We start from the raw sequence: 1,064 nt of genomic DNA on the forward strand, positions 1-1,064 counted from the left end.
TAGCTGGTGGTCTACTTGCTGCGTTCTTCGGTGGTGCTTTTGAAGGTATCCAGTTTATGGATATCCTAATCATTGGTTTAATTGCCTTTATTATCTTTAAGCTTATGCGCGGAATGTTAGGTGCGAAGCAGGGCAGTATGAACCAGCAACGTCAACAACCGGCATTTGGTGGTAACGCGTCAAAGTTTGAACAACCAAACATGCAGAACTTTGAACAACAACCAAATACAAACGCAGGCGGTTTCACCGGTTTTGGTGCTCAAACAGATGTACCACACAATTACCCACCGGGTTTCGATCAAGCTGCGTTTATTAACGGTTCTCGTGAGCACTACCGCATTTTGCAAGGTGCGTGGAACCACAACCAACTAGACACTATTGAAGAATATGTTTCTCCAAGTCTATTTGAAGATCTGAAAGCTGAGCGCGCGAAGCTAGAAGGTGAGCAGCACACTGATGTGATGTATGTCGATGCAGAGATCGTTCGTGCTGAATACGATGCGAACAAAGCACAATTAAGTTTGCAATTTAGTGGCCGTTACCGTGATGCTGCAGAAGGTGTAGAGGAAGATATTGAAGATATCTGGCACCTAGAGCGTGACCTAACGGTACCGAATGCACCTTGGTTGATTGTTGGTATTCAAGGTTAATCACCAAGCTCGTTCAATTTAGTCTTAATTAAATCCCGCTATTTAGCGGGATTTTTTGTATCTGTTAATTGTTGGATGAGCGGAGATAGCTCTACAGGTAAAAGCGAAAGGAAATGCTCCGTAGCTAAGCACAATACAACTCAGTCGTTTTATGATTTAGCAGTCTAATGACTTAGCCATTTGGTATCTGGGATAGCTCAGTTAGTATTTTGTTGTGTCTATTCTTGAGAAATTTAGAAAGTTAATACTATTCAATGTCTTGTCGAAGAACTCTTACCTGTTAAAAGATCGGTTCTAACGTTGAGTTTGGCCTAAAGCAATGTGTCGGTATTGGTTGAAGATCTTAGCTACATTAGGAGTTCGTAGAACATGAATGCGACACTATGGGGTGAGCGAGAGATTGTTAGAATGGGT

1 protein-coding gene is annotated in these 1,064 nt (G+C 42.2%); it reads left to right on the top strand.

Features of this window, described 5'->3' with window-relative positions:
- Positions 1 to 650, top strand: a 650-nt coding sequence (locus tag R8269_RS26080) for a Tim44 domain-containing protein (protein ID WP_318223021.1), incomplete at its 5' end; no start/stop codon positions are given.
- Positions 651 to 1,064 lie beyond the last annotated feature (414 nt).

The organism is Vibrio sp. Vb0667 (assembly GCF_033391095.1).